General features: G+C 72.9%; 20 protein-coding genes and 1 pseudogene. 10 read left to right on the top strand and 11 right to left on the bottom strand.

What is annotated here, in order from left to right; all coding sequences use genetic code 11:
- Positions 1–5 precede the first annotated feature (5 nt).
- Positions 6–1,129: pseudogene (locus RBH18_RS07480) on the top strand (RNA polymerase sigma factor).
- A 21-nt stretch (positions 1,130–1,150) separates the two neighbouring features.
- Here RBH18_RS07480 and RBH18_RS07475 read toward each other — a convergent pair.
- The 3 genes from RBH18_RS07475 to RBH18_RS07465 all read right to left on the bottom strand — a co-directional run bounded on the left by RBH18_RS07475 (position 1,151) and on the right by RBH18_RS07465 (position 4,447).
- Positions 1,151–1,990 carry a glutathione S-transferase C-terminal domain-containing protein gene (locus RBH18_RS07475; protein ID WP_306205220.1) on the bottom strand — a complete coding sequence of 280 codons (840 nt, stop codon included), beginning with the start codon at positions 1,988–1,990 and terminating at the stop codon, positions 1,151–1,153.
- A gap of 91 nt (positions 1,991–2,081) precedes the next feature.
- Positions 2,082–3,317, bottom strand: a complete 1,236-nt coding sequence (locus RBH18_RS07470) for an EAL and HDOD domain-containing protein (protein ID WP_306205219.1) — start codon at positions 3,315–3,317, stop codon at positions 2,082–2,084.
- 302 nt (positions 3,318–3,619) lie between these two features.
- The gene (locus tag RBH18_RS07465) at positions 3,620–4,447 is read right to left on the bottom strand and encodes an NAD-dependent epimerase/dehydratase family protein (protein WP_306205218.1); all 828 of its coding nucleotides are present in this window, start codon (positions 4,445–4,447) and stop codon (positions 3,620–3,622) included.
- Between the two features lie 329 nt (positions 4,448–4,776).
- Between RBH18_RS07465 and RBH18_RS07460 the strand changes: the two genes are divergently transcribed.
- Together RBH18_RS07460 and RBH18_RS07455 are read left to right on the top strand one after the other, a co-directional pair.
- Positions 4,777–5,241, top strand: coding sequence for a MarR family winged helix-turn-helix transcriptional regulator (locus RBH18_RS07460; protein WP_306205217.1), 465 nt, complete (start codon positions 4,777–4,779; stop codon positions 5,239–5,241).
- 201 nt (positions 5,242–5,442) lie between these two features.
- A complete protein-coding gene (locus RBH18_RS07455) occupies positions 5,443–6,528 on the top strand; it encodes an NAD(P)/FAD-dependent oxidoreductase (RefSeq protein ID WP_306205216.1) in 1,086 nt (361 codons plus the stop codon).
- A 2-nt stretch (positions 6,529–6,530) separates the two neighbouring features.
- Here the strand turns inward: RBH18_RS07455 and RBH18_RS07450 are convergent, their stop codons facing one another.
- From RBH18_RS07450 to RBH18_RS07435, 4 genes are all read right to left on the bottom strand, one after another.
- Positions 6,531–7,355, bottom strand: a complete 825-nt coding sequence (locus RBH18_RS07450; RefSeq protein WP_306205215.1) for an ABC transporter permease — start codon at positions 7,353–7,355, stop codon at positions 6,531–6,533.
- Positions 7,348–8,274, bottom strand: a complete 927-nt coding sequence (locus RBH18_RS07445; RefSeq protein WP_306205214.1) for an ABC transporter ATP-binding protein — start codon at positions 8,272–8,274, stop codon at positions 7,348–7,350. Before RBH18_RS07445 ends, RBH18_RS07450 begins: the two co-directional genes overlap by 8 nt.
- Positions 8,271–9,377: a LolA family protein gene (locus tag RBH18_RS07440; RefSeq protein ID WP_306205213.1), complete on the bottom strand. Its 1,107-nt coding sequence runs from the start codon at positions 9,375–9,377 to the stop codon at positions 8,271–8,273. The genes RBH18_RS07445 and RBH18_RS07440 overlap by 4 nt, the downstream gene beginning before the upstream one ends.
- 81 nt (positions 9,378–9,458) lie before the next feature.
- Positions 9,459–10,145: an SDR family oxidoreductase gene (locus tag RBH18_RS07435; protein WP_306205212.1), complete on the bottom strand. Its 687-nt coding sequence runs from the start codon at positions 10,143–10,145 to the stop codon at positions 9,459–9,461.
- Positions 10,146–10,229: 84 nt separating this feature from the next.
- Between RBH18_RS07435 and RBH18_RS07430 the strand changes: the two genes are divergently transcribed.
- The 4 genes from RBH18_RS07430 (at position 10,230) to RBH18_RS07415 (ending at position 13,645) form a co-directional block, all read left to right on the top strand.
- The gene (locus RBH18_RS07430; protein ID WP_306205211.1) at positions 10,230–10,787 is read left to right on the top strand and encodes a TetR/AcrR family transcriptional regulator; all 558 of its coding nucleotides are present in this window, start codon (positions 10,230–10,232) and stop codon (positions 10,785–10,787) included.
- Positions 10,788–10,791: 4 nt separating this feature from the next.
- Complete coding sequence (locus RBH18_RS07425) at positions 10,792–11,460, top strand: response regulator transcription factor (protein WP_306205210.1); 669 nt, start codon at positions 10,792–10,794, stop codon at positions 11,458–11,460.
- Between the two features lies 1 nt (position 11,461).
- Positions 11,462–12,823: a sensor histidine kinase gene (locus RBH18_RS07420; RefSeq protein ID WP_372338882.1), complete on the top strand. Its 1,362-nt coding sequence runs from the start codon at positions 11,462–11,464 to the stop codon at positions 12,821–12,823.
- A 93-nt stretch (positions 12,824–12,916) separates the two neighbouring features.
- Positions 12,917–13,645, top strand: coding sequence for a YcnI family copper-binding membrane protein (locus RBH18_RS07415; RefSeq protein WP_306205209.1), 729 nt, complete (start codon positions 12,917–12,919; stop codon positions 13,643–13,645).
- Between the two features lie 92 nt (positions 13,646–13,737).
- Here the strand turns inward: RBH18_RS07415 and RBH18_RS07410 are convergent, their stop codons facing one another.
- The gene (locus RBH18_RS07410; protein WP_306205208.1) at positions 13,738–14,370 is read right to left on the bottom strand and encodes an SRPBCC family protein; all 633 of its coding nucleotides are present in this window, start codon (positions 14,368–14,370) and stop codon (positions 13,738–13,740) included.
- On the bottom strand, positions 14,367–14,732 hold the full coding sequence (locus tag RBH18_RS07405; protein WP_306205207.1) for an ArsR/SmtB family transcription factor: 366 nt from the start codon (positions 14,730–14,732) through the stop codon (positions 14,367–14,369). Before RBH18_RS07405 ends, RBH18_RS07410 begins: the two co-directional genes overlap by 4 nt.
- A gap of 267 nt (positions 14,733–14,999) precedes the next feature.
- On the opposite strand from RBH18_RS07405, the gene RBH18_RS07400 reads away from it, so the two are divergent.
- Entirely contained in the window at positions 15,000–15,566 is a 567-nt protein-coding gene (locus RBH18_RS07400) for a hypothetical protein (RefSeq protein WP_306205206.1), read from the top strand.
- A 61-nt stretch (positions 15,567–15,627) separates the two neighbouring features.
- Here the strand turns inward: RBH18_RS07400 and melA are convergent, their stop codons facing one another.
- A complete protein-coding gene (gene melA, locus RBH18_RS07395; protein ID WP_306205205.1) occupies positions 15,628–16,920 on the bottom strand; it encodes an alpha-glucosidase/alpha-galactosidase in 1,293 nt (430 codons plus the stop codon).
- 393 nt (positions 16,921–17,313) lie between these two features.
- Here melA and RBH18_RS07390 point away from each other — a divergent pair, with 393 nt between their 5' ends.
- Positions 17,314–18,159, top strand: a complete 846-nt coding sequence (locus tag RBH18_RS07390; RefSeq protein ID WP_306205204.1) for a DeoR/GlpR family DNA-binding transcription regulator — start codon at positions 17,314–17,316, stop codon at positions 18,157–18,159.
- 327 nt (positions 18,160–18,486) lie between these two features.
- On the opposite strand, the gene RBH18_RS07385 is transcribed toward RBH18_RS07390, so the two are convergent.
- Complete coding sequence (locus tag RBH18_RS07385; RefSeq protein WP_306205203.1) at positions 18,487–18,945, bottom strand: aminoacyl-tRNA deacylase; 459 nt, start codon at positions 18,943–18,945, stop codon at positions 18,487–18,489.
- Between the two features lie 138 nt (positions 18,946–19,083).
- Between RBH18_RS07385 and RBH18_RS07380 the strand changes: the two genes are divergently transcribed.
- Positions 19,084–19,461 carry a DUF427 domain-containing protein gene (locus RBH18_RS07380; protein WP_306205202.1) on the top strand — a complete coding sequence of 126 codons (378 nt, stop codon included), beginning with the start codon at positions 19,084–19,086 and terminating at the stop codon, positions 19,459–19,461.
- The last annotated feature ends 152 nt before the right edge of the window (positions 19,462–19,613 follow it).

Raw genomic sequence — 19,613 nt, 5'->3', positions numbered from 1 at the left:
CCGCCGTGCTCGCCGCCACGGTGCGCGTCACCCGGGACCTGGATCTGGCCGAGGAGTGCACCCAGGACGCGTACACCCGGGCTCTGCAGGTCTGGCCCCGCGACGGTGTCCCCGCCCGGCCCGGCGCGTGGCTGACGACGGTCGCGCGCAACCGGGCGCTCGACCTGGCCCGCCGCGAGGTGCTGCTCCGGCGCGCCCTGCCGCTGCTGGTCGTCGACGAGCCGGCCGCTCCGGTGCGCGACGACCGGCTCCGCCTGATCTTCACGTGCTGTCATCCGGCGCTGCCCGCCGAGGCCCGGGTGGCGCTCACGCTCCGGCTGCTGTGCGGGCTGACGACCGCCGAGGTGGCGCGCGCGTTCCTGGTGCGCGAGCCGGCGATGGCGGCCCGGATCACCCGCGCGAAGAAGAAGATCGCGGCGGCGCGCATCCCGTACCGGGTGCCGTCGCCGGAGGAACTGCCGGTCCGGCTGCCCGCCGTGCTCGACGTCGTCCATCTGGTCTTCACGACCGGGCACCTGGCCCGGCGCGACCTGGTCGACAGCGCGATCGCGCTCGCCCGAACGCTGCACAGTATGCTGCCCGACGACCCGGGCGTGCTCGGCCTGCTGGCGTTGCTGCTGCTGACCGACAGCCGGCGCCCTGTCCAGGACGGCCGGCTCGTCCTGCTCGGCGACCAGGATCGCGCAGCCTGGGACCACGCGCGCATCCGGGAGGGGGTCACCGTCGTGCGCGCGGCTCTCGCCCGGCGCCCTTTGCATCGGTACGCCGTCCAGGCCGCCATCGCCGCCGTCCACGCCGAAGCCCCGAGCCTCGCCGCGACCGACTGGGCCGAGTCTGCGGGCTCTACGACGTCCTGCGCGTCCTGTGGCCGAACCCGGTCGTGGACCTCAACCGCGCCGTGGCGATCGGCATGCGCGACGGCCCGCTCGCCGGACTCGCCGCCCTCGAGCCGCTGCGTGACGAGCCGGCGCTGGCGACCTACGCGTACCTGAGCGCGGCACGGGCGGACTTCCTGCGGCGTGCCGGGCGTGCTGACGAGGCGCTGACGGCGTACAGGGAGGCTTTGCTCCTGACGGACGACGCCGCGGAACGGGCCTTTCTCAGCGCAAGGATCGCGGAGGTCGCCTGAGTCCGGTCATCCGGCGGCCTTTCAGCGGTCGGCCGGCGCTGACCAGTCGGGGAGGTCCACGTCCGGTGCGCTGAAGGCGGCGAAGTCGGTCGTCTCGTGGAAGGCCGGCAGCGTGTAGAGATCACGCGCGTACGCCCACAGGTGCGGGTACACGTGCAGCCCCGCGTTGATCTCACGGTGTGCATTGGCGCCCACGTCGTAGCGGACCAGCGTGACCCACAGCCGGATGTCCGCCTCGGTGAGCCGGTCGCCGAGCAGGTAGCGGGAGGCGGAGAGCCGGGAGTCGAGCCGCTCGAAGGCTTCGAGAAGCGTTTCCCGGGCGACGCCGGAGGTGCGCGCCGGTCCCGTGCCGCGGTTGACCGCCGGGCCGATCCAGGAGTCGAGCTCTTCGATGCCGGCGCGCAGGTCCTCGGGGTACGTGTCGATCAGCGGCGTCGCCACGCCCCGGAACGCCGTGGCGAAGTCGAGGCCGATCGCCTTCGGATCGTTGCTGACCAGCCGCGAGGTCGCCCGGTCCCAGAGCGCCGGGACGGAGACGTGGCCGCGGAAGCCGGGCTGCGTCGCCTCGTACGCCTGGCGCAGCAGCGTGAAGCCGTTGACCGGATCGGGCCCGTACTGCTCGCGGAACGCCCAGCCGCGGCTGTCCCGCTCGCCGTCCACGAAGGACATGGTGACAACGTCATCCAGGCCGGACAGCGCGCGGGTGATCGCGACGCGATGCCACCACGGGCAGAACCAGCCGCCGTACAAGTGGTAGCGCCCGGCCGCAGCCTCCGTGACGCGACCGGGGAAGGTGACAACGTCACCCGGGACGTACTCGCCGTAGGTGACAACGTCAACCGGGCTGGCAAAGGCGCTCATGCTTCGAAGCCTACAAATTCAGGCCGCGCCCCCGTCCTGCGGCCACGGCGATGGCGGACCATCGCGTCGCGCTCCCGCCGAGCCGGTGGATTCAGGCCGCGCCCTGCGTCGCGGCCACGGCCTTGGCGGACCAGCGCATCGCGGCCACCACCGTGCCGGACAGGTCGTGCCCGGCGTACGCGGCGGCGACCTCGCCGAGATCCCCCCGCTCGTACGCGTTGACCACCCGCAGCACCTGCCCCAGCGGCCCGGCCCCGCGCTCCAGGGCCGACTCGATCTCCGGCGTGAGCGGCAGCTGGTGGGCCATCGACGCCGGCGTCATGCCGAGCATCTGCGCCACCGCGGTGATCAGGCCCGCCATGAACGCCGCGTCCGGGGCCGCGCCGAACGCCGAGGCGACGTTCTCGCACAGGCGTGCCCGGGTGAGGGCGTCGGCCAGCTGCGTCTCGGTGGCCTCGGCGACGTCGTCGACGACCATGAGCATCGCCCACTGCCGGATGTGGGCGAGGCCGAGCATGACCACGGCTTGGCGTACGGACGAGACGCGGCTGGTCGCCCCCGCCGCGGCCGAGTTGCTGGCCCGCAGCACGCGCATGGTCAGCGCCGGGTCACCCGCGATGATCTTGAGAATCTTGTCGAGGTCGGCGTCCTTGGCGCTGAGCGCCCCGAGCAGCTCCAGCCGGCGCAACTTCGACGGCGTCAGGCTGGCGGCGGTGAGGACCTGCGGGCGGCTGAGTACGTATCCTTGGCGCAGCTCGAAGCCGTACTTGTTGCTGAGCGCGACGTGCTCGCCGGTCTCCAGCCCCTCGGCGACGATCTTGATGTCCGGGTACGCGCGGCACGCCTCGACGATCTCGTCCAGATGCGTGAGGTCACCGCCCAGCAGGTCCAGCTTCACGTACGACGCCAGCGGCAGCAGACGCTCGTGCCCCGACCCCCACACGAAGTCGTCCAGCGCGATCCGGTACCCCTGCTCGACCAGCGCGGTCACGCCCGTGATGACGTCGTCATCCACGTCGACGGTCTCGAGCACCTCGAGGACCACGTGCTCGGGCCCGAACGGCAGCACCAGCTCGCCGGTCAGGAACTCGCGCGTCATGTTGATGAAGCACGTCCGGTCGCCGACGACCTCGTCGATGCCGAACTCGGTGAACGCGTTCACGATCACCTGACTGGTCGCGTAGGTGTCGCGCCGGCCGGCCTCGACGGCGTCCATGCTGCCGCGGAACAGCAGCTCGTAGGCGACGACATCGCCGGTCTCGTCGAAGATCGGCTGCCGGCCGACGTGCACGAGCTGAGTGCCCGGGGACGGCAGGTTGGGGTTCACGCCCGGACCCATCGGCGGCGGGCGGCGGCGGATGAAGGTTTCGCCTGAGCAATTTCGCCATCTCGGATGCCGCTGAGCCCGCCGGCGACGGATACTCCCCGCCGACCGTGGCTCCCTGCGCCAGCCGTGGCTCGCTGCCGTCGGCCGTGGCTCCCTGCGCCGGTCGTGGCTCGTTGCCGCCAGCCGTGGCTCCCTGCGCTGGCCGTGGCTCGTTGCCGTCGTCCGTGGGTCGCCGCCGCCGGCCTTGGCTCCCTGCCGTTGGCCGTGGCTTGCTGGGCCGGCCGGCGGCAGCGGAGGTCTGCTCAGCGGCGGAGGTCGTCGATGAGGGAGGGGCGGGAGGGAGTCCAGCCCAGCGAGCGTGCCTTGGCCCCGGCCGCCCGCTGGTCGAGCAGCAACGCGTCGGCGAGCCTGTCGCCGAGGCGGGCCCGGGACTCCTCCGGCGTCTCGGGCTGCACGTCGCCGACGGCCTCGCCCAGCTCGCGGACCGTCGGGTTGTCGCCCGAGGCGCCGATCACGTAGCCGAGGCCCTCGCCCCGCTCCAGCACGATCCGGTAGAGCACGGCAAGGTCGTCCACATGCACGGTCGTCCAGTGCTGCGACCCGTCCCCGACCAGCGGCACCTTCCCGCCGGCCGTGCGCGCCGCCGCGAAGCTGCCGGCCACACTGCCGCCGCCGTGCCCGTACACGATGCCCGGCGCGACGATCGAAACCACCAGCCCGGAGGTCAGCACGGTCTCCTCGACCGGGATCCGCCACGCCGTCAGCTCCGGCGGCGACACCGGCGACTCCTCGGTGATCGCCGGGTTGTCACCCCACAGCCAGATGCCGCTGGTGTGCACGTACGGCCGCCCGGCCTCCTTCGCCGCCGCCACGACACCGCGATCGAGCTGCGCCGTCGTCGCGTCCCCGGTGGCGGCGAGATGAGCCACGGCGTCCGCCTGCGCGAACTGGCCCGCCACCCACTCCGGCTCGAACAGGTCGCCCACGACGGGCCGGCCCCCGAGCCCGGCCACCTTGTCCGCAGCCGCCCCCGACCGCACCAGGGCGGTCACCTCGTGCCCCGCGCGCGTCAGCTCCGCGACCAGCGCCGACCCGATGTACCCCGACCCACCCGTCAGCGCAATCCTCATGCCCCGACGCTATCCGCGCCGAGCCTCCTGCACCCCGTGACCTTCGCCTCGCAGCGAGAGGTAAGCCCCCAGGGCCGCGAGCGATGCCGGGTGGCCGCCGGAACCTGCGGCGGCCGAGGGCGCTCCCACGGCAGCGGTGGCGCATCGACGCGGCCGGCGGCGCGCGGCGGGCGATGGCGTTGGCGCGGCGGCTCATGGCGCGTGGTGGCGCTGGCGCGCGGCGGGCGGCGGCGCGGCGGCTCGTGGCGCGTGGTGGCGGTGGCGCGCGGCGGGCGGCGGCGCGGCGGCTCGTGGCGGGTGGTTCTGCGGGGCGGCGGTAGGCTGGCGGCGTGGGTGGGAACGGTGGGCGGATCGGGCTCTCGACCGCGCTGGTGCGGGCCGCCTTTCTGGTGAACGGGGCCTACGCCGAGAACAGTCGCGAATTCGGCATCTCGTCCCAGCAGGGGCAGCTGCTCTGCTGCCTGCGCGCGCAACCGTTCGGGATGGGGGACCTGAGCGTGGTGCTCGGCCTCGCCAAGTCGACCGTCACCGGACTGGTCAACAATTTGGAGCGCGACGGGCTGGTGCGGCGCGAGGCGGGCTTCCACGACTCGCGGGTGGTCAGCGTCGCGCTCACCGAGCGGGGGCGCGAGGTCGCCGACGGGTTCTACACGAAGACGAAGCGGCAGATCGAGCAGTTCCCCGCGTCGCTGACGGCGGCGGAGCTCGAGACGCTCACCAGTTTGCTCGCCCGCGTTGCCCAGGACAACAACGTCTCCGCCATCTTCATGGACGTCGACGCCACCGACGCCTGACCGGCCCGCTACACCGGCGCGAAGCGCAGGTGTAGACGCCGCCGAGAAGGCCCGGCGCCGCCGCGAGAAAGCAGTGCCTCGAGGCAAGCAGCTTCACGGGGAACTGCAAAAAGTTCGGCAACCAAACTGACCGCCAACTCTCTTGTAGTTCGGCGCCCGAACCAATAAAGTTCGGCCACCGAACCAAACAAGGAGGCGGGCATGGGCCGGACAGTGGCAGTTGTAGGCGGGGGATATGGCGGGTCTCTCGTGGCCCGCGAGCTGGACGACGTGGCGGACGTCGTGCTCATCGACCCCCGGGACGCCTTCGTCAACGCGGCCGGCTCCCTCCGCGCGCTGACCCGGCCGGACTGGGCGCCGCGGATCTTCTTCCCGTTCGACACCCTGCTGACCCGCGGGCGCTTCGTCCGGGACGCGGCGGTCTCGGTGGACGCGCGGGGCGTCGCGCTCGCCTCCGGCGGCCGGGTCGAGGCCGACTACGTGGTGCTCGCCACCGGGTCCGGCTACACCTTTCCGGGCAAGCCGCGGCCCGGGGTCACGGACACCGCCGAGGCGCTGGCCGATCTGCGGGCGAGTCACGAGCAGCTGGCCGGCGCCGGTCGCGTACTCATCGTGGGCGCCGGGCCGGTCGGCCTGGAGCTGGCCGGAGAGATCAATGACGCCTGGCCGGACAAGCACGTGGTCGTGGTCGACCGCAACGAGCAGCTGCTGCCCTTCCTGCTGCCCGAGGTACGCGACGACCTGCGCACCCAGCTCGACAAGGCCGGCGTCGAGCTGCGCCTCGGCGCCGGCCTGGCCTCCGCGCCCCCGGTCGGGCCGGGCCGGGCCGGCGAGTTCCGGGTGGCCACCGAAGGCGGGGAGGAGATCACGGCGGACATCTGGTTCCGCACGTACGGCCTGAGCCTCAACACCGGCTGGCTCCCCGGCGGGGAGCTGACGTCGCGGGGGACGGTCCCGGTCACCGAGCGGCTGACGGTCCGCGGGTACGACCGCATGTACGCCCTCGGTGACATCGTCGATCTGCCGGATCCGAAGATGGCGAGCTACGCCCAGCAGCAGGCCCAGACCGTCGTGGCCAACATCGGGGCGCAGCTGGCCGGCGAGCGACCCGAGGCCGTGCACCCCGTGTCGCCGCACCGGCGCATGTTGATCCCACTCGGCACGCGCGGTGGCGCCGGCCAGATGCCCGCCCCGGGAGGCGTGGCGCCGGTGTCCGTCGAGACGGTCCGCGAGCGCAAGGGCGCCGACCTGTTCACCGCCCAGTTCGCCCGCCGCTTCCGCAGCTGACCTCAGCTGGTCACATCGCGCCCGGCGAAGCGGGCCCACGCCGCGGACAGGAAGATCACGATGTACGCCCCGGCGGTCAGCAGCCCCGGCCCGAGCCCGGACAGCGACACCGGATCGCGCAGCAGCTCGCCGAAGTCCTGCCAGTGCTGGGTCAGCAGGTACGGGTGCAACCAGTCCAGCTGCGGGATCTGCCCCAGCACAAAGCTCGCCACGGTCAGCATCGCGAGCGCGACCGTGGCGCCCAGCGGCTGCTCGGTCAGCGTCGACAGGAACAGCCCGACAGCGCCCAGGGCGGCCAGGCACACCCCGAGATACAGGCAGACGGCGAGCAGCCGCAGCAGCCCCGAGCCGAAACTGATCTGCGAGCCCGACAGCGTGGTGATCGCCCCGCCGCCGAAGAGGATCAGGCCGGAGATCAGGCCCGAGGCAGCCACGACGAGCGGGGCGAGGAAGGCGCCGAAGAGGATGCCGGCGTACTTGACGGCAAGCAGGCGGATGCGGTCGACCGGGACCGTCAGCAGATAGCGCAAGGTGCCCTGTTGCGCCTCGCCGGCCACGGCGTCGCCGGCGAGCATGGCGATGGCGATCGGCAGGAAGAGCGTGAGCTCCACGCCCAGGCCGGCCAGCGCGACGAAGAAGCCGTTGCCGGTGATCTGGGAGAAGAAGTCCGGGCCGCCGGAGGAGGACGCGGACGGCGAGGCCAGGCGAGTGGCGACGGCGACGACCACGGGCACCGCGGCCAGCGCGGCGAGCCCGGCCTGGTTGCGCCGGCGCCGGGCGATCAGGCCCAGCTCGGAGCCGAGGAAGCGGACCGCGCGGTCAGACATCGAATCCCTTCCCGGTGAGCTGCACGAACACGTCCTCCAGGCGCGGCGTCTCGACCGTGAAGCCCCGCACCGGTACGCCGTCGTGCACCAGCGCGGCCACGACCTTCTCGGGCGGGACCGCGCCGAGCCGGCCGGACGCCTCGGCCGCGGAGACCACGACCTCGTCCAGCCCGGTACGCCGCAGCACGTCCGCCGCGTCGCCGGGCCGGTCGGTCAGGACGCGGGCCCGGGGCTCGGCGTCGGCGCGGAGCTTGCCGAGCTGTTCCTGGGCGACGAGCCGGCCGTGGCTCATGACGCCGACCTGCGTGCAGACCTGCTCCACCTCGGCCAGCAGGTGCGTACTCAGCAGAACCGTCGCGCCCTCGGCGGCGAGCCGGCCGATGAGCGTGCGCACCTCGCGGGTGCCCTGGGGGTCGAGGCCGTTGGTCGGCTCGTCCAGGATGAGCAGGTCGCGGGGGACGAGCAGGGCCGCGGCGAGGGCGAGCCGCTGCTTCATCCCCAGCGAGTACGTCCGGTAGCGCTTGCCCGCCGCGGCCGCCAGCCCCACCCGGTCCAGCGCGGCGCCGATGCGCGCGCCGGAGGTGCGGCCTTCCGCGGTACGGTCGGCCGCGTCCAGCCGGCGCAGATTGTCCCGCCCCGACAGGTACGGGTGGAAGCCCGGCCCCTCGACCAGCGCGCCCACCCGGGGCAGCACCCGCGCCGCGCCCTCCGGCATCGCCACGCCCAGCAGCTCGTGCGTGCCGGAGGTGGGCGTGACGAGGCCGAGCAGCATGCGGATCGTGGTGGTCTTGCCCGACCCGTTGGGTCCCAGGAAGCCGTAGACCGCCCCGCGCGGGACAGCCAGGCCGACGGTGTCCACCGCGACCTGGCTGCCGAACCGCTTGGTCAGCCCGTGCGAGGCGACCGCGAGGTCGGTCACTGGCCCGCGACCTCGTACAGCTTCTCGGGGGCGACCGCGCCGACCAGCACCCGGCCGTCGTCGGTCAGCAGCGCGCTGAACAGGGCGCTGGTCAGCAGGCGCCCGCTGCCCCACGTGCCGCTCACCTTCGGCAGGGTCTCGGTGACCGCGGTGACCTGGTCGTTGTCCGGCACCTTGGCGACCAGCACCGACGTCCAGCCCGTGCCGACGACCTTCGTGCCCTCGGGCGCCTCCTTGGCGGCCTGCTCGGCGGCCTTCTCGTGCTCGGCGGCGGCCTTCTCGAGGTCCTTGGCGCCGGACTCGGTCACCTTCGCCCCGGCCGGCGGGTTGAAGCTGAACTGCTCGGCGTCCGGCACCTCGAAGCTGACCTGCTGGAACGACACGCGCAGCGCCGGGTTGTCGGCACCCTTGGCGTAGACGTCCACGCCCAGCGGCACCTTCTTCTCCCCGTCGATCGCCAGGCGCACCTGCCCGACCAGCGAGGCCGTGTCGCGCGGGGTGAGCACCAGCTCGTACGCGTCGCGGCCCGCGACCCTCGCCGCCCCGGTCGTGGTGACCGCGGTCGTGGCGTCGACGGCCTTGAGCGCGGCGTCGGCGGCCTCGGCCGGCGTCGACGGCACGCCGGACGGCAGAGCCTCGGGCGTCTTGTCCCGGCCGGCGTCCTGCGGAAGCGTGAGGTGCGCGGCCTCGTTCTGCGCGCTGCGCCAGACCCACACGTCCTGGCCGTTGCGGATGACGTCGGTCTCGCCCAGCTTGCTGAGCAGGGCGACCCGCGCCTTGTCCTCCCCGGCGTACCAGACCCGGGCGGTGTTGCTGCCGGCCACCAGGTTCATCAGGTCGGCGCCGCTCTGGCCGCCGCCCGAGCCGGTGAGCCCGGGCAGCGCCGGCAGCCCGAGGTCGGCGGTCTGCACGACGGTGCCGGACATGCCGTCCACCTTCGCGTTCTGCACATCGGTCAGCAGCTGTGCCGCGGTGATGTCCGGCAGCGTGGGGTCGGCACTCGCCGCGATGGTCCCCGCGGCCGCACCGCCCCCGACGACGACCACGGCCGCCGCGGCCGGCACCAGCCAGCGCAGTGCCGGCCTCGACGTGAACACGCTCATGACTTTCCCCCTCGTCGGTGACTCTGGGGACCATCCTGCAAGCAACCGCCTGTGACGAGGCTGAGAAAGCCCCCTACGGGCTCACCCCTGAGCGGTCGGCCGGATCACGATCTCGTTGACGTCGACCTCGGCGGGCTGGTCGATGGCGTACGCGATGGCCTGGGCGATGGCGTCGGGGTGCATGGCCCACTCGGGCTTGGTCCCGGCCGGGCCGCCGGCGAAATCGGTGGCCACGTAGCCGGGGGAGACGGCGGTGACGCGGATCGACGGGCCGGCCTCCTGGCGCAGGGCCTCGGAGATGGTGCGGACGGCGTTCTTGGTGCCCGCGTAGACCGCCTGGCCCGGGACGATGCGCAGGCCGGAGGTGGACACGACCGTCACGAAGTGCCCGGAGTCCTGCGCGCGGAAGACGGGCAGGGCGGCGCTCACGCCGTACAGGAAGCCTTTGAGGTTGATGTCGATCATGTCCTCCCAGGTCTCCACCGCCAGGTCGTCGAGGGGTGCGACGGTGGCGACGCCGGCGTTGGCGACCAGGACGTCGAGGCGGCCGAAGCGCTCGCGGGCCAGGGCCACGAGGGCGTCCAGGTCGCCGCGGACGCGGACGTCGGTCTTCCGGTACGCGACCCCGGGCAGCTCCGTTGCGAGCTGTTCGAGGCGATCCTCGCGTCGCGCGCCCAGCACGAGCCGGTGCCCGGCGCGGGCGAGTCGCCGGGCGATGGCCGATCCGATGCCGGCCGACGCGCCCGTGACGGCGATGACCTTGCTCATGGTGCCTCCCGCTACTATTGCGGACACGTGTCCGCTTCAGCGGCAACCGTAGCGGACACGTGTCCGGATCGCCAGAGGAGTGCCGTGAGCCCGCGCCGAGATGCCGAACACAACCGAGCCCACCTGCTGGAGGTCGCCCGCGCGGCGCTCAAGGAGTCCAGCGACGCCACGCTGCAGTCGATCGCCAAGCGCGCCGGGGTGGGGCAGGGCACGCTGTACCGGCACTTCCCGACGCGGGAGTCGCTGCTGCTGGCCGCCTACCGCGACGACGTCGAGGAGGTCATCGGCGCCGCGCCCGTGCTGCTCAAGGCGCACCCACCGCTGGTGGCGCTGCGGCGGTGGTTCGACCGGCTCGCCGCGTACGGGCGGATCAAGCACGGTGTCGCCGAGGCCGTGCACGCGGCGACCCGCGCGGAGCTGTCCGGCGAGTACTACGACCGGACCGCCGCGGCGATCACCATGCTGCTGCGCGCGGGTCAGGAGGCCGGCACGCTGCGCCCGGACGTGGACGCGGACGAGGTGCTGCTGCTCGTCGGCTTCCTGTGGCGGCTGCCCGACGACGACTTCGCCAACCGGTCGCGGCACCTGCTCGACATCGTGATGGACGGGCTGCGGGGTGGTGGTACCCACGTGCCAAGGTAGGGGAGTGCGGGTGCTTGTGGTGGAGGACGAGGAACGGCTGGCCGTCGCGCTGCGGCGGGGGTTGCAGGCCGAGGGGTTCGCGGTGGACATCGCCCTCGACGGGCAGGACGGGCTCGACAAGGCCCGCCACGGCGACTACGACGCGATGATCCTCGACGTCATGCTGCCCCGGCTGTCCGGCTACCGGGTCGTGCGGCAGCTGCGGGCCGAGCGCAAGTGGCTGCCCGTGCTCATGCTCTCGGCCAAGGACGGCGAGTACGACCAGGCCGACGGCCTCGACTGCGGCGCCGACGACTATCTGACGAAGCCCTTCTCGTACGTCGTCCTGCTCGCCCGCCTGCGCGCGCTACTGCGCCGGGGCACGCCGCGGCGCCCGGTCGTGCTGCGCCACGGCGACATCGAGCTGGATCCCGCGCAGCGCAAGGTGACGGTCTCAGGTGCCGAGGTCACCCTGACCGCCCGCGAGTACGCCCTGCTGGAGTACCTCATCCGCCGCCCCGGCGAGGTGGTCTCCAAGACCGAGCTGCTCGACCACGTCTGGGACGCCGCCGAGCAGACCGCCGCCAACGCCGTCGAGGTGTACGCCGGCTACCTGCGCCGCAAGATCGGCCGCGACCGGCTCGAGACCGTGCGCGGGGCGGGCTACCGGCTGGCCGCCCCGGCCGGGGCCTGAGGTGCGCTGGCTGCGCCGCCTGAGCCTGCGGGCGCGGCTGCTGCTCGTCTCCGTGGCCACCCTGGTCGTCGGGCTCGCGGGCGGCGGCGTCGTGCTGGTCGTCACCATGCACTTCGCGCTGCTGCGCACGGCCACCGAGGAGGCCCTCGACACGGCCGACGCGGTGGCCGCGCTGGTGAACACCCGCTCGCTGTCCGACCCGGTGCCGGCAGCCCCGTCGGTACGCGTCCAGGTGGTCGACGCCGCCGGCCGGGTCCTCAGCGTGTCCGCCGGCGCCGACCGGCTCGTGCCGATCCTCTACCCGCGCGAGCTGACAGTGCTCACCGACCGCGAGGGCACCGACATCCCCGGCTCCCGCATCGGCCTCGACGGCCGCGTCCGCGTGGTCGCCGTGCGCGCCGGCCCGTCCGACGCCCGCGTGACCGTCCTCGTCGCGCGCCCTACCGACGACCTCACCCAGAGCGTGCACCTGCTCCGGGTCGCCCTGCTGGCGACCTTCCCGCCCTTGATCGCGCTGCTCGCGCTGGTCGCGTGGCGGGTGTCCGGCGCGGCGCTGCGCCCGGTCGAGGCGCTGCGGGCCGGGGCCGAGGAGATCACCGGGGGTACGCGGCCGGGGCGGCTGCCCGAGCCGGACTCCCGCGACGAGATCCACCGCCTCGCCGTCACGCTGAACGACATGCTGCACCGCCTCGACGCCGCCCGGGCCCGCCAGCGCGCGTTCGTCGCCGACGCGGCCCACGAGCTGCGCAGCCCGCTGACCAACATGCGCACCGAGCTCGAGGTCGCCCAGGTCCTGCCCGCCGCCGCCACGGACTGGCCGGCGCTGGCCGGGGACCTGCTCACCGACGTCGACCGGCTCAGCCGGCTCGTCGACGACCTGCTGCTGCTCGCCCGCGCCGACGACGCCGGCGGACGGCCCGTGGCGCCCGCGCGCGAGGAGGTCGAGCTCGGGCAGCTGCTTTCCGAGGTCGCCGCCCGGTACCCGACGGTCGGCTACGAGCGGCCGGCGGTGCCGCACCGGGTGCTCGGCGACCGCGACGCGCTCGCGCGGGTGGTGGCGAACCTGCTGGACAACGCCGTACGGCATGCGGCGTCGGCCGTGCGGCTGGAGGTGGCGGGCGAGGGGGCGTACCGGATCATCGCGGTGACCGACGACGGCCCGGGCATCCCCGCCGCCGACCGGGAGCGGGTCTTCGACCGGTTCACCCGGCTCGACGACGCCCGGGCGCGCGACGCCGGGGGATCGGGACTGGGGCTGGCGATCGTGCGTGAGCTGGTGCGCCGGCACCGCGGGACGGTGACGCTGCGCGGGACCGTGCCACCGCCGGGACTGCGCGCCGAGGTGCGCCTGCCGGTCGGCTGAGATTGCCCGGGAACTTCTCGCGGGCACCGATCGACTAACGGGCGTGCCCGGCTCGGCTGTCGGGCGCGTATCCCCCGATTCGGAAGGCCGGAGATGTCCCTGCTGAAGCGTACGGGCGTGGTCGGTGGCCTGGCGGCCCTGTTCACCCTCGCCCTCGCCGTGCCCGCGTCCGCGCACGTGACCGTCAACCCCGACGAGGCCGTCCAGGGCGGCTACGCGAAGGTCACCTTCCGGGTGCCGAACGAGATGGACGACCAGAACACCACCAAGGTCGAGGTCAGCCTGCCCACGGACACGCCGTTCGCCTCGGTGTCGCTCAAGCCGGTCGCCGGCTGGACCGCGGTCGCCGAGAAGGCGAAGCTCGCCAAGCCCATCGAGGCCCACGGCGCGCAGATCAGCGAGGCCGTCAGCAAGATCACCTGGACGGCGGCCGGGGACGCGGCCGTCAAGCCGGGCCAGTTCCAGGAGTTCGACGTCTCGCTCGGCCCGATGCCGGAGGCCGACCAGGTCGTCTTCAAGGCGCTGCAGACCTACTCCGACGGCACGATCGTCCGGTGGATCGACGAGCCCACCACCGACGGCACCGAGCCCGAGAAGCCGGCGCCCGTGCTCAAGCTCACCAAGGCCGCCGCCGAGGGCACCGACACCGCGGCCGCCTCCTCCGCCGCGCCGGCCGTGACCGCCTCGGCGGAGTCCGGCGACGACGGCGGCCCGAGCTGGACCGGGATCGCCGGGATCGTGCTCGGGCTGGCGGGCCTGGTGCTCGGCCTGCTCGCCTACCGCCGGGCCGCCGCGGCCGCCCCCACCACCCCGGCCAAGTAGCCTGCGGGATCGTCCGAGCGCCACGCCGATCGTCCGTTGCCGGATGGCCGGCGTGGCGCTTGTCTCTCAGCTGCCCGTATAGCGCTTGTCTCTCAGCTGCCCGTATAGAAGGCGTAGGAGCGGTCCGCAGCGGCCCGGGCTGCGGTCGCGTCCTGCCCGTTGGCGATCGCGGCCTCGGCCCAGGCGTCCGCGAGGGTGCGCAGATAGGCCTTGCCCTCGTCCGACAGCGTCCACGCCTCGGACTCGCGCGGGTCGATCGCCGACCCCGGCTCCTTGACGTGCATCGCGAGCCCGAGCAGCGACAGGTCCCAGCCGATGCCGGTGGCACCCGGCCCGTACTGGTCCCAGAACTCGTCGTCCACGTGCGCCACGTGCTCCAGCTCGAAGCGCGACCGGCCGTCCGGCTCGGCGCTCAGGCGCACCTCGATCCAGCTCACCTGGCCGTTGAACTCCCACGTCGCGGCGAACCCGCGGGGCCGGTCGCAGCGGGTGATCGTGCCGCTGGCGTTGCCCTCGATGCTGTACTTGCCGCCCTCGACGAGCTCGCCGCTGACCGGCAGGAACCAGCGGGCGATCCGCTCGGGAGTCGTCACGGCCTCCCACAGGTCCTCGACATCGGTGTCGTACACCTGGCTGATGGTCTGCACCCGGGCCTGGCCGGCCTCGAGGGTGCGGTCGCCGACGGTGCGGCGGACGGTGCTCATCTCGTGCGTCGCGAAACTCATGCGGGATCTCCCGGGTCGGAGTCGGTCCCGGCGCCCAGCCGGCGCCGGCGCTTGCCCCGAGCCACCTCCGTGGCCAGGGCGTCCAGGTGCGGCGTCCAGAAGCGCCGGAATCTCGCCAGCCAGGCGTCCGCCTCGCGCAACGCGGTGTCGTCCACCGCGTAGAGCCGCCGGGCGCCGTCGGGGCGCACGGTCGCGAAGCCGTTGTCGCGCAGCACCCGCAGGTGCTGGGACACGGCCGGCTGGGAGATGCCGAACTCCGCCCGGACGACGTCGGTGATCGCCCCCGAGGCCTGCTCACCGTCGGCGAGCAGCTCCAGGATGCGGCGGCGCACCGGGTCGCCGAGCACATCGAACGCGTGCACGGGCGTACGGTATCAGTCGGTGCTTATATAAGCCAATGCTTAAGTCGGCTTCGGATGCCGTTGTCACCTGGCAGGGTGAAGGCCATGCTCCGACGGCTGCCGGTCCTGCTCGTGGCCGCCCTCGCCGCGTGCGACTCGCCGTCGCCGGTCGCTGCGCCCTCGCCCGTCGCTGCGCCCTCGTTCGTCGCTGTGCCTTCGCCCGTCGCTGCGCCTTCGCCCTCTGTCGTTTCGCCGTCGGGGCCTTTCGCTTCTGTCAGCTCGGGCGCCGTGAGTCGCGCGGTCACCGCCTCGCCGTCCGCCGGGTGGGAGGTGACCGTCTACTACACGGCTGTCGAGGAGTTCCATGACGGCGACGGCGAGACGGTCACCGGCTGCCGCACGATCAGGTGCGCGCACGGCGACGCCGACCTGGGCGACTATCCGGCGGACTTCGTGGCCGCGGTCGAGGAGGAGGGGACCGGGCGCACGGCGAGTGGCCGCTATCTGAACTGGTCGTACGACGTCGGCTTCTGGCTCGACACCGCGCCGCGCGACACGGCCGGCCGGGCCCTGCGTCCCTTCGTGTCCGCGGCGGCCGATCCCGGGGTGCTCGCGGCCGGCACCCGTTTCCGCATCGCCTCCTGCGGCCACGCCGACGACGGGTCCGCGCCGGCCGCCGAGGTCTGCAACCGGTTGCGGGCGGGCGCCTGGCGGGTGACCGACGAGTTCACCCCCGGCCGCGGCGGCGCCCGGCACATCGACGCCTATATCGGCGAGGAGACCGGCCCCGGATTCACCGACTCGCCCTGGTACCTGACCCTGGCCGGCGCCACCTTGCTGGTCAGCGAGGCTTGAGCTCGCGCCGGGCTCAGCGTCGGGCTCAGCGCAGGGCTTCGGGCAGCAGCTCGCGCCGGGCTCAGCGCAGGGCTTCGGGCAGCAGCTCGCGGTGGGCGGCGGTCAGGTCGTCGCAGAGCTGCCAGATCTGCTCGACGGTCAGGGTGGCGGCCGTGTTGGGGTCGGCCAGGGCGGCCTGGCGGACCATGCGCTTGTCGCCGGTGACGGCTGCGCGAACGGTCAGCTCGCCGACGTTGACGAATGAGCGATTGAGCGCGGCGCACTGCAGGGGGAGGTCGCCGACGTGCTCCGGGCGTACGCCGAGGGAGTCGACGACGCACGGGACCTCGACGGCGTACCCCTGGGGGAGGTTGGTGATCAGGCCGGTGTTGGCGACGTTGGCGTGGATCGTGCGCAGCGTGCCGGTGGTGATGCTGTGGATGACCTGCGGCGCGTACTCGGTGGCGTCGCGGCTGACGTCGAGCGGCTCGCCGGCCAGGACCGAGGCGCGGGTGGCGTGGTACTCGGCCACGTTGTCGGCGCTGATGCGCAGATAGTCGCCGACCGGGATGCGCAAACGCTCAATTTCGGTGTCGTGGTGCAGGTACCAGGGGACGTACTCGCTGGAGTGCTCGCTCGTCTCGGTCGGGAAGTAGCCGAGCCGCGCGTACATGTCCATCCGCACCCGGCGGCGCAGCTCCGGATCGGCCGCGAGCGTGGCGTCCAGCCGCGGGTAAAGGCTCTCGCCCCGGTGTTCCCACCGCAGCAGCCACGCCTGGTGGTTCACTCCCGCCGCGCGGTAGTCCACCTCCTCCAGGGGTACGCCGACCAGCTCGCACAGGTCGTGCACGGTCCAGAAGACGGAGTGGCACAGGCCGACCGCCTTGACGTCCGGCGCCACGGCCGCGAGGAAGCCGATGTTCATGGCCATCGGGTTCGTGTAGTTGAGCAGCCACGCGTCCGGGCACAGCTCGCGCATGTCGCGCGCGATCGCCTCGAGCACCGGGAAGGTGCGCAGCGCCCGGAAGATGCCGCCGACGCCGAGCGTGTCCGCGATCGTCTGGCGCAGGCCGTAGCGGGCCGGGATCTCGAAGTCGCGGACGGTCGCCGCGTGCATGCCCACCTGGATGGCGTTGATCACGAAGTCGGCGCCGTCGAGGACCGCGCGCCGGTCCAGGCTGGTGGTGACGACCGGCTTGGCGCCCAGCTGCTCGGCCGTGCGGCGGGCGATCGCCTCGGCCGTCTCCAGCCGCTCGGCGTCGATGTCGTGCAGGGCCAGCGTGACGTCGCGCAGCTCGTCGAAGGAGAGAATGTCGGCGAGCAGCTCCCGGGTGAACACGACGCTGCCCGCGCCGAGGAAAGCGATCACTGTCATGGCGGGATTGTTGGCGGTTCTCCACAAGCGCGCAAGGATTCGTGGCGATTCGCTTGCAAACGAACTACTCTGACTGCGCGTTTGATCAATCCGGTGTGTTGTGAGGGTCCCGCTTGCCGCTTGCTTGCTGCTTGCCGCTTGCCGTGTGCTGCTGCGCGCCGCCTGTCGCGTGCTGCTTGCTGGTCGCGTGTTTTTGCGTGCTGCTTGCCGCTTGCCGCATGCCGCTTGCTGCGTGCTGTTGCGTGCTGCTTGTCGTGTGTTGCTCGCTGGTCGCGTGTTTCGAGCGTGCTTCTTGGTGGACGCTGGTGCTTCTTTGTTCGTTCGCTCAGTTCGCTCAGTTCGGTTTGTTCAGTCGTTCATCGGCTTCATGTGGGTCGCGTGGGAAGGGTTGTCATGAGCACGTTGCGCCGGGCCGACCGGGTGTCGTCCATCCTCGAGCAGATCGCCCGGCAGGGGTCGGTCGACGCCGGGGTGCTGGCCAAGGAGTTCGGCGTTTCCGCGGCCACGATCCGCCGCGACCTGCAGGCCCTGGAGGACCAGCGGCTGGTGGCGCGCACGCACGGCGGGGCGGTCGCCGTGGAGGTCGCCTACGAGCTGCCCGTGCGCTACCGGGTGGGCCAGCAACGGGAGGCGAAGGCGCGCATCGCCCGCTACGTCGCCGGGCACCTGCCGCGCGGGCCGCTGACGCTCGGGCTGACCGGGGGCACGACCACCCACCTGCTGTCCCGCCTGCTCGCCCAGCGGGTCGACCTGACCGTGGTGACCAACGCGCTCAACATCGCGGCGGAGCTGGCGCTGCGGCCCCGGTTGAAATTGATCATGACGGGCGGGGTGTCGCGCACCCAGTCGTACGAGCTGGTGGGGCCCATCGCCGACCAGGCGCTCGCCGGCCTCAACATGCAGGTCGCCGTGGTCGGCGTCGACGGCATCAGCGCCCGCGGCGGCCTGACCACCCACGACGAGATCGAGGCCAACACCAACGCCCACATGATCCGGCGCGCCGACCGGGTGATCGTGGTGGCCGACAGCTCCAAGCTCGACAAGGTGTGCCTGGCCCGCATCTGCGGCCTCGGCGACGTGAACCTGCTCGTGACCGACGACGAGGCGGATCCCGAGCGGGTGGGGGCGCTGCGCCAGGCGGGGCTCGAGGTCATCGTGACCGGGCCGGAGACGAGCAAGGACTTCCCGGTGGAAACCCTGGAGGACGAGGACGACTGGGAGGGCGCCCCGGTGGCCTGACGCCTGCCTGCCCCGCCGGGTTCGCGAAGTGGCTCTGCTCCTGCCGGCCCAGCAGGGTTCGCGAAGTGGCTCTGCTCCTGCCGGCCCAGCAGGGTTCGCGAGGTGGCTCTGCTCCTGCCGGCCGAAGTGGCTCTGCTCGTGGCGGCCGAAGTGGCTTGGCTCGTGGCGGCCGAGTTGGCTTGGCTCGTGGCGGTCGAGGTGGCTTTGCTCCTTGGTGGGGGCGCTGTGCTCTTCGCCGCGGTCGATCAGCTCTTCGTCGGGACGGCTTTCCTCTTCGCCGGGGTGCTTTGCTCTTTGCCCGGCGGCCGGCTTGGCGGGTGGCCCGGGTCAGGCCTCGTCGGTCACGTCGGCGAAGGTGCCGCGCAGGGCGGTGATCGCCTCGTCGGCGTCCACCTGCAGGCCGACGCCGTGCTCGCCGGCGCCGAGGTTGATCGTGCGGCCGAGGACCCGCTCGTCGGCGATGACCGGCCACGGCTGCCGCGAGCCGAAGGGCGTGATCGTGCCCCGCTCGTAGCCGGTGACCTCCTTGGCGGTCGCGGCGTCGGGCATGGAGAGCCGGTTGACCCCGAGCAGCGCGCGCAGCTTGGGCCACGAGATCTGCCGGTCGCCCGGGACGAGGACGAAGAGATAGTCGCCGGACGCGCGGCGTACGACCAGGCTCTTGACCAGGTCTCGCACCTCGACGCCCTGGGCGGCGGCGGCCTCGGCCACGCTCCCGGCCGGCCCGTGCCGCAGCACCTTGTGAGCGATCCCCAGGGCGGCAGCGGCATCGGTGGCGGCAGACATGGAATCACGATATCCGGGCCCGACGTTCGGAGATCAAAGACGAGCCGAGCGTCACAGCCGCCGGGATGGCCCCGCGGCCGAGGCCCGGAGGATAGTTGCGGCAGGCCGTGAGACACACGGCGCTGGAGGAGGTTCGCCATGGCCGACAAGCCGCGGCTCTACCCGGGCCCCGACCACCCCATCACCGTCACGCCGACCGACCGCCGCGTCGTCGTCACGGTCGCCGGCAAGGTCGTCGCCGACAGCCGCAGCGCGCTGACGCTGCAGGAGTCGACGTACCCCGCCGTGCAGTACGTGCCGCTCGACGACGTCGACAAGGCGCTGCTGGAGAAGACCTCGACGACCACCTACTGCCCCTACAAGGGCGAGGCGTCCTACTACTCGATCCCGGTGGGCGGCGAGCGCTCGGCCGACGCGATCTGGGTCTACGAGCAGCCCTACGACGCGGTGGCCCCGATCAAGGATCACGTCGCGTTCTACCCCGACCGCGTCGATTCGATCACCGTCGAGGACTGAGCACCCGGCAGTCCGTTTCCGGCCCGCCGCCCCTCCCGCGCGGCGGCGGGCCCGGACTCCCGCCCGGTGACCGGCTGTGCTTCTCGTCGAGCAGCCGCAGCGGTCCGGTTCGGTGCCGCCTGCTCTGCGCTCGCCGATCCGGCGGACGTGTC

It is taken from the genome of Actinoplanes oryzae (assembly GCF_030757795.1).
In the GTDB taxonomy this organism is placed as follows: domain Bacteria; phylum Actinomycetota; class Actinomycetes; order Mycobacteriales; family Micromonosporaceae; genus Actinoplanes.
The sequence above is the reverse complement of the archived record's forward strand: the minus strand, read 5'-3'. Positions and strand labels throughout refer to the sequence as shown.